The sequence below is a fragment of the Pseudactinotalea sp. genome (assembly GCF_048594945.1).
Classification (GTDB): Bacteria; Actinomycetota; Actinomycetes; order Actinomycetales; family Beutenbergiaceae; genus Pseudactinotalea.
Genome location: NZ_JBMDXJ010000317.1, coordinates 1 through 7,651 on the forward strand (window position 1 = coordinate 1; position 7,651 = coordinate 7,651).

Sequence of the window (7,651 nt, forward strand, 5' to 3'; positions counted from 1 at the left end):
CACCCCCACACACGCCCCGGGTCCGCACAGCCGCGGACCGGGACCAACACACAGAGGAGACAACCCGTGTCACAGATCCGCATCGGCCGCCGCCGACTACTCCAAAGCACCCTCGCCCTCGGCGGACTCGCCGCCCTCGGCGGCAGCCTGACCGCCTGCTCCAACGAAGGCCGCGGCGATGGCGGCTCCCAAACCGAGAACAACGCCGTCACCCTCCCCACTTATATCCCCTACGCCGGGTTGACACCCGACCTGCGCGGCGAGAACGGCGTCAGCGACACCATGCTGGCCTACCCGCAGAACCCGGAGGCGGTCACATCGGGCGCCCCAGGCGACGGAGCCGACGTCGGCGTCTTCTCGTTGACCAACACCCCGGTCCCGCCGTCGATGGATCAGAACGCCTACTGGCAGGAGCTCAACGAGCGACTGGGCTTCACGCTCTCGGTGACGCTCGTGCCCAGCGGCGACTTCACCGACCGGTTCCAGACCACGGTGGCCGGCGACCGCCTGCCCGATCTGTTCACGTTCTTCCCCGGCGGGATCCCTGGGCTGCCGGCACTGCTGCACGAGCGCGCTGCGGACCTCACCGACCTGCTCAGCGGGGACGCCGTCGAGAAGTACCCGTTCCTGGCGAACATCCCCACCGAGAGCTGGCGCTCGAGCATCTACGGCGGTCGCATCTACGGCGTCCCGATCGCCCGCGGCGCCCAGAGCAGCTCCGCCCTCTATCGCCGCGACGACGTGCTCGAGTCGATGGGCATCGACGGCGACGTGACCGACTGGGAGGACCTGGTCGCCATCTTCACCGAACTGACCGGAGGCAACCGGTGGGCGCTCTCGAACGTGCCGATGTCGCTGATCCGCCAGGCGCACGGGATCGCGAACGTGTGGGAGCTGGGTGAGGGCGGCACCCTGACCAGCACCCACGAGGACGAGCGGCAGCTGGAGGCACTGGAGCAGGGGCGTCGGCTCGTCGAGGCGGGCGTGGTGCACCCTGACACCACATCGGCCGACAACCAGCAACGCCAGACCTGGGTGGTCGGCGGCACCACGACCCTCTTCGAAGGCACGTACGCCGCGTGGCCGGCCCTGGCCACGCGGCCTTCGGAGGGTGGCGAGATGCGGCTGGGCATCGTGGTCCCGCCGGCGATCGAGGGCGGTGGGACCGCCCCGATCTGGCTCGGCCCGGCGACCCACAACCTCACCGGGGTCAGCATCAAGTCCGCCGACCGCGCGGAGGCGCTGCTCGATGTCCTCAACTGGCTCGCCGCCCCGTTCGGCAGCGCTGAGCACCTGTTCAAGAACTTCGGCATCGAGGGCGTTCACCACGACCTCGTCGACGGCGAGCCGGTGCTCACCGACAAGGGTCAGAGCGAGTCGCAGCTGGGCCTGAAGTACGTGGGCGAGGGGCCGTGGGTGAACTACGTCCCGGGCAAGCCCGAGGTCGCGCAGGCGCAGTTCGACGCCCAGTCGGCGCTGGTGCCGACCGCGATCGCGAACCCCGCCTCCGACCTGTTCTCGGAGACGCAGTCCCGCAAGGGGTCGCAGATCGGGAGCGCGCTCGGCGATGTCGAGGTCGACATCCTGCAGGGCCGCAAGCCGGTCTCGGCATGGACCGACGCAGTCGCGACGTGGAAGAGCGGCGGCGGCGACGACATCCGCGACGAGCTGTCCGAGGCCTACGAGCAGAGCCAGGTGTGACCGACCGCATGAGCCGCCCCCACGTCGTCGTCGTGCACTGGCACGACCTCGGCACCCACCTGCCCGCCTACGGCGTCGACGTCGCAGCCCCGCACACCGAGGCCCTCGCACAGCAGTCGACGCTCTTCGAGCAGTGCTTCAGCACCAGCCCTCTGTGCAGCCCCGCGCGCGGCTCGCTCTGGACCGGCCGCTATCCGCACAGCAACGGCCTGCAGGGGCTGACGCACCGCGGCTGGGAGTACGACGAGGGGGAGCGGCCGCTGTCGATCCAGCTCGGCGATGCGGGGTACCGCACCGTGCTCGTCGGGCTGCAGCACGAGGCCTCCGACCCGGAGCGGCTGGGATTTCACGAGCACCTCAGCCGCGGCAGTCACCGCGCCCCCGACGTCGCCGAAGAAGCGGCGGCCTGGCTCGACCGGCGAGCCGAGGACGACGACCCGTTCTTCATGGTCTGCGGCATGTTCGAGGTGCATCGCGACTGGCCGGCGCAGCGGTACCCACCGGAGGACGCCGGGGCGATCGAGGTCCCCCCGTACCTGCCCGACAACAAGCACACCCGAGAGGACCTGGCCGCGTTCCACGGTGCGATCAAGGTCGCCGACCGGGGGCTCGGCGTGATCCTCGACGCCCTCGCCCGCAACGGCCTGGACGAGGACACGATCGTGGTCTTCACCACCGATCACGGCGCTCCGTTCCCGCGGGCCAAGAGCACGCTCTACGACCCGGGCGTGCACGTCGCGCTGATGATCCGGGTGCCGGGCCGGCTGGGTGGCGCGGCGCCCCGGCGTGAGGCCGGCCTGGTCAGCCACGTCGACCTCGTCCCCACGCTGCTCGAGCTGCTCGAGATCCCGGTGCCGGAGGACGTGCAGGGGGTCAGCATGGCGCCAACGCTTCTCGACGGGACCCCCACGACCCGCCGCGAGGTGTTCCTCGAGAAGACCTATCACGCCGACTACGACCCGATCCGGGCCGTGCGCACCGATTCGCACAAGTACATCCGCAGCTTCGAGCCGCGCCCATGGCTCGCGCTGCCGCCGGACCTCGAGGGTTCCCGCACCCGCCTCGGCATGGGCGACGCCCACCTCGCGCCGCGGCCACCCGAGGAGGTCTACGACCTCCGCGCCGACCCGGGTGAGACCACCAACCTCGTGAGTGAACCCGCGACGGCGGAGGTCCTGTCCGATCTGCGTCGTCGGCTGGATTCCTTCATGACCTCGACCGACGACGCCGTGCTCCGTGGTCCGATCGCGGCCCCGCCGCCGCGACGGCGTGAAGGCAGCGACGAGGAGACTATCGGTGTCCGCTGAGCGGTTCTCATCCTCGGGCGGCCCGCCCCACCGGGTGGGCCTGGTGGGCTGTGGCGCCGTGGCTGGGTACGGGCACCTGCCGGCCATCCTCGCTGAGCCCGGCCTGGACCTCGTGGCGGTGTGCGACATCTCGCCCGAGCGGCTGGCGGCGGCGCCGGTGCCGGAGGTGGTGCCGCGCTGCACCTCGCTGGCCGACATGCCCGAGCTGGACGCACTGGTGGTCACCTCGCCGGCCGGCGCGCACGCGGAGCACGTCGACTGGGCGGCAGAGCGTGGGGTGCCGGTGCTCTGCGAGAAGCCGCTGGCCGTGGACGAGGCCACCTCCGCGGCGATGGTCGAACGGATGGAGTCGGCTGGTGTGCCGCTGTGGGTCGGGTTCACGTACCGGTTCTCACCGGTGGCGCGCAGGATCCACGAGCTCGTGAAGGCGGGCGCGGTCGGACAGGTGCGAGCCATGCGGATGGTCTTCCTCTGGGATCTGCACGGCGCTTTCGAGGACCGGCCGGGCCGGGCCGGGGTCAACCAGCGGCGGCTCGGACGCATGCGTGAGGGTGGTCCGCTGGTGGATTGCGGTGTGCACCAGATCGACCTCGCCCGGTGGTGGTTGGGCGCCGGGCTCAGCGTGGACCACGCCACCGGTGTGTGGTTCGACGATCTCGACGGCGTGGTGGCGCCGGAGCACCTGACCGCTCAGCTGAGCGGTGGCGGCGCCCAGGTGCACGTGGACATCAGCGTCGGCTACGGGCATCGCGCGCCGTCGACGCTGCCGACCTTCACGTACGAGGTGATCGGCACCGACGGTGTGATCCGCTACCGGCGCCAGGAACGTGACTTCGTGCTCATCGACTCCGAGGGCACCCATGACCTCGGCTGGGCGCACGAGAAGTCGTTCGGGGGGATGTACGCGGACCTGACCCGCGCGCTCGGCGGCCAGGTGCACGAGCTTCCGACCGGTCGCGACGGCCTGGCGGCCACCCGGGTGGCGCTCGAGGCGACCGACCGCGCGATCGCCGGGCGCGCCGCCGGTGGCCACGGCTGAGGAGCCGCACCCGGAGCTGGGACATGATCGAGGCGCCTACGCTGTGCGGGTGGTCCGCACCGAACGCACCGAGCTCATGGTGCGGCAACGCAACGCGACTGCCTCCGCCGTCATGCGTGAGATCGTGCGCGGCGGTCCGGTGGGTCGCAAGGCGCTCGCCTCGCGCACGGGGACGTCGTTCACCACGATCACCAAGACGGTGACCGAGCTCCTCGAGCTCGGCGCGCTGGTGGAGTCGGCGCCCGGCGTCTCCAGCCGAGCAGGTCGACCTGTGGTGCCGCTCGACGTGCCGGCCTCCGGCCGACTGGTGGTCGGTGCGCACCTGCATCCGCAGAGCACGTCATGCGGCGCGTTCACGCTCCGCGGTGAGCAGGTGCTGTGGCGCGACGCGAGGGCCGTCGGGCAGACGCGCCGCGAGCGCGCGGACGAGGCCGCCGCCTTCGTCCACGACGTGGTTACCGAGGTGGGGGCCGATGCGGTGCTCGGCATCGGCCTCGCGACACCCTGGGCCGAGGTGCACCATGGAGGGCCGCCGCCGTTGTCCAACGACGTGGACCACGACGAGCTCCGCGACGCGCTGAGTGCCCGACTTCCGCACCCGGTGCGGCTGGAGTCGAACGTGCGGGCCCTCGCCGTGGAGCAGCACTGGTGGAGCGCCGTGGGCGATGACGTGCTCACGGTGCTCATCGGGCGTGCGGTGGGCGTGGCCCAGATGCGCGGTGACGAGCTGGTCGGCGATGGATCCGTGCCGGGCGGGCTGGTCTCGCACCTGGTGGTCCCGGGATCGACCTACCCGTGCGAGTGCGGTCAGGTGGGCTGCATCAAGGTCACCTGCTCCGACGACGCGCTGCTGCAGCGGGCCGTCGAGGCCGGGGTGCTGCCGCCCGGACCGCTGCAGCGTGATCTCTACCCCCACGACGACGTGGACACTCCCGCGCTGCGGCAGATGCGCCGCGAGCGGGCGGAGGCGTTGTCGCGAGTGCTGCCGCTGATCATGAGCATGGTCGCGCCCAAGACGACGCTCGTGCGCGGCTGGGTGGGGATCGAGGACGAGATCGACTCCTGCATCGAGGCCACCCGCCGCCGCTACCGCGAGCTGGTCGGGCGCGACGCCGACGTGCGCCACTACGGGCGCGCCCGCCGCGACTTCTGGGCGCACGCCTCCTCCGCACTGGCGCTCGACCGCTATCTCGCCGCACCCCTGCAGTACGAGGACGACCGCGCGAGCCGGGTCGCCGGGGCGAGAGCGTTCAGGCGGCCTCGGGCACCGGAACCTCGCGCGGGGTGTCGTCGATACGGGCGATCCCGGCGCGGTAGGCGACCGCGAGCAGCACGTAGACCACCGCGAGTGCGAGGAACACGAGCGCGGACCAGCCTTCGTCGGGCAGCACCGCGGCGGCGAGGGCGGCGGCGCCGGCGAACGCGGCGTTGTAGAGCATGTCGTAGAGGGAGAAGGCACGGCCGCGGTAGGCGTCGTGGGTGTCGCGCTGCACGATCGTGTCGACGGCGATCTTCGCGCCCTGCACGCTCAGCCCCAGCAGCAGCGCGGACACCACGATCATCGCGAACGCCGGCGTGATCGCCAGCAGCCCCTGGCTCAGCGCCCCGATCCCCAGACACACCACGATCCACGCCGAGGGCCGCATCCGCTCGTGCGCCAGCGGCGTCAGCACGATCGCGAGACCGTTGCCCGCGAACGAGATGCCGGCCAGCAGTCCGAACGTGGCGAGCCCGGCGCCGGCGTCGGCAGGATCGTTGAGCAGGTTGCGTGAGATCAGGATCAGCGCGATGAAGTTGACGCCGTACAGGAACCGGTGGATCGCCATCACTCCCAACCCCATGCCCGGGGTGCGTCGGGAGATCAGGTACCGGGCGCCGTCGGCCATGTCGACGGCGGTGGCTCGCAGATCGTGGGCGACCTCGCCCCAGGTTCGTCCCCGGCCGGTCGCGGCCCGGTCCGGGCCGAGCCGGTCCTTGCCCAGCCGGAGCGCGAGGGCCGAGGCGCAGCCGAACAGCACCGCGGCCACCGCGAGGGTGAGGCCGTCCTTGAGGACGCCTGCGGGCGAGACGAACCCGATGAGGAACCCGAGCCCGGCACCGGCCACGGCGCTGACCGCGCCGAGGGTCGGCGTGAGCGTGTTGGCCATGAGGAGCTGCTCCCGCGGGACCACCCGGGGCAGGCCCGCTGAGAGCGCGGCGAGCAGGAACCGGTTGACGCCGAGCGTGACGAGCGCGAGCACGTAGACGCCCACACTCACGCCCTGCGTCACCATGATCGCCGCCAGGGCGAGCGTGAGCACCACCCGGATCGCGTTGCCGCCGAGCAGCACCTGGCGCCGCCGCCAGCGGTCCAGCAGCGGGCCCGCGAACGGCGCCACCACGGTGAACGGCAGCAGCAGGATCGCGAACGCCCCCGCCACCGCCCCGGCGGTCGCGAGGTTCTGCGGGTTGAAGAAGAACAGCGTGGCGAGCCCGGCCTGGAACATGCCATCGCCGCACTGCGAGACGAGTCGCACCGAGAACAGCTTCCGGAAGTCGCGATGGACCGCCACGGTCTTGAGGTCCGAGAGCACCGACATCTACGGGACTCCGGTCTCGGTCACATGCTGCAGGCTATCCAAGGTGGCGATGCGTGGGTTCCACGCACGTGAAGTACCCTCGCCGCAGGGCTCTACGATCGAGAGCGATGGACACGCCAGCCAGGGTGGCACGCCTGCGCCGCGGGACGACCGCGGCCGCGCTGTCGACCGCCATCGCTCTCGCGTTCCACGTGCACGCCGGCGGCGGCATGCCAGGCCCGCTGGGCGTGGCCATCCCCCTGATCCTGACCTCCCTGGTGGGGATGCTGGCCGGCGGAGCGCGACCCAACCTGGCCGGTCTGCTCGCCACTACGACCACGGCGCAGCTCCTCTTCCACACCCTGTTCGCCTTCGACTCCCCGGGCTCCGGTGCCGGGGCGCACGCTCACGGCGCCGCCGTCACGAGCCTCGGCAGCAGCGCCGCCGTGGGCGACGCGTGGATGGGGCAGATGCACGTGGCGGCCGCCGTGGTCACCGCCGTGCTGCTGCACCGGGGGGAGCTGGTACTCGGTTGGCTGCGCCGCACCGTGCAGGTGCTGGCGGGCACGCTGGTTCCCGCACAGCCGGTGGCGTCGCCGGTGCCGATCGAGCGCTCCTCGCGTCGCGTCGCGCCCGCGGCGGAGCCCGTTGCCTGGATGCTGCGCGACCTCCTCACGCGGGCACCCCGCCGCGGTCCGCCCGCGCTGCTCGGCACCTGACCGACCACCTCGACGGCGTCGACGAGACTCCTGCCGGGGTGGTGCCGACGCACGCCCGGAAGGCATCCGATGCCGAATCGCCCCGGGGCGAGCGAGCGACGTCGACCGTGGCCGGCAGCCCGTGCTGCCCTCGCGGTGGGCGCTGCTCTCGCTGCCCTTGCCCTGCTTGCTTCCCCTGCCCACGCCCACGACCAGCTGGTGGCGTCCAGTCCCACCGACGGTGAGCATCTCGACACCGCACCCGCCGAGGTCCGCCTCAGCTTCAACGGCGAGCCGTTGGAGGTGGGGACCACCGTGATGGTGACGGACCTCGACGGCGGTGATCAC

Annotated in this window: 6 protein-coding genes and 1 pseudogene; 6 read left to right on the plus strand and 1 reads right to left on the minus strand. The window is 71.9% G+C overall.

Features of this window, described 5'->3' with window-relative positions; translation table 11 throughout:
• Positions 1–66 precede the first annotated feature (66 nt).
• The 4 genes and pseudogenes from ACOJSN_RS14140 to ACOJSN_RS14155 all read left to right on the plus strand — a co-directional run.
• A complete protein-coding gene (locus ACOJSN_RS14140) occupies positions 67–1,701 on the plus strand; it encodes an extracellular solute-binding protein (protein ID WP_420113140.1) in 1,635 nt (544 codons plus the stop codon).
• Positions 1,702–1,709: 8 nt separating this feature from the next.
• Positions 1,710–3,008: a sulfatase gene (locus ACOJSN_RS14145; protein ID WP_420113141.1), complete on the plus strand. Its 1,299-nt coding sequence runs from the start codon at positions 1,710–1,712 to the stop codon at positions 3,006–3,008.
• The gene (locus ACOJSN_RS14150) at positions 2,998–4,047 is read left to right on the plus strand and encodes a Gfo/Idh/MocA family protein (protein ID WP_420113142.1); all 1,050 of its coding nucleotides are present in this window, start codon (positions 2,998–3,000) and stop codon (positions 4,045–4,047) included. The genes ACOJSN_RS14145 and ACOJSN_RS14150 overlap by 11 nt, the downstream gene beginning before the upstream one ends.
• A 112-nt stretch (positions 4,048–4,159) precedes the next feature.
• A pseudogene (locus ACOJSN_RS14155) lies at positions 4,160–5,044 on the plus strand (ROK family protein); the annotation flags it as partial.
• A gap of 253 nt (positions 5,045–5,297) precedes the next feature.
• On the opposite strand, the gene ACOJSN_RS14160 reads toward ACOJSN_RS14155, so the two are convergent.
• On the minus strand, positions 5,298–6,626 hold the full coding sequence (locus ACOJSN_RS14160) for an MFS transporter (protein WP_420113143.1): 1,329 nt from the start codon (positions 6,624–6,626) through the stop codon (positions 5,298–5,300).
• Between the two features lie 107 nt (positions 6,627–6,733).
• Here ACOJSN_RS14160 and ACOJSN_RS14165 point away from each other — a divergent pair, with 107 nt between their 5' ends.
• Positions 6,734–7,324 (plus strand): hypothetical protein, encoded by a 591-nt coding sequence (locus ACOJSN_RS14165; protein ID WP_420113144.1) that lies wholly within the window; start codon positions 6,734–6,736, stop codon positions 7,322–7,324.
• 69 nt (positions 7,325–7,393) lie between these two features.
• Positions 7,394–7,651 (plus strand): copper resistance CopC family protein (locus ACOJSN_RS14170; RefSeq protein WP_420113145.1); only part of this gene is annotated, 258 nt, incomplete at its 3' end.

What these genes read in the sequence shown, in the direction of transcription:
- ACOJSN_RS14165 (WP_420113144.1), top strand. Translation starts at nt 6,734, where the DNA reads ATGGACACGCCAGCCAGGGTGGCACGCCTGCGCCGCGGGACGACCGCG.
- ACOJSN_RS14160 (WP_420113143.1), bottom strand. Translation starts at nt 6,626, where the DNA reads ATGTCGGTGCTCTCGGACCTCAAGACCGTGGCGGTCCATCGCGACTTC.
- ACOJSN_RS14145 (WP_420113141.1), top strand. Translation starts at nt 1,710, where the DNA reads ATGAGCCGCCCCCACGTCGTCGTCGTGCACTGGCACGACCTCGGCACC.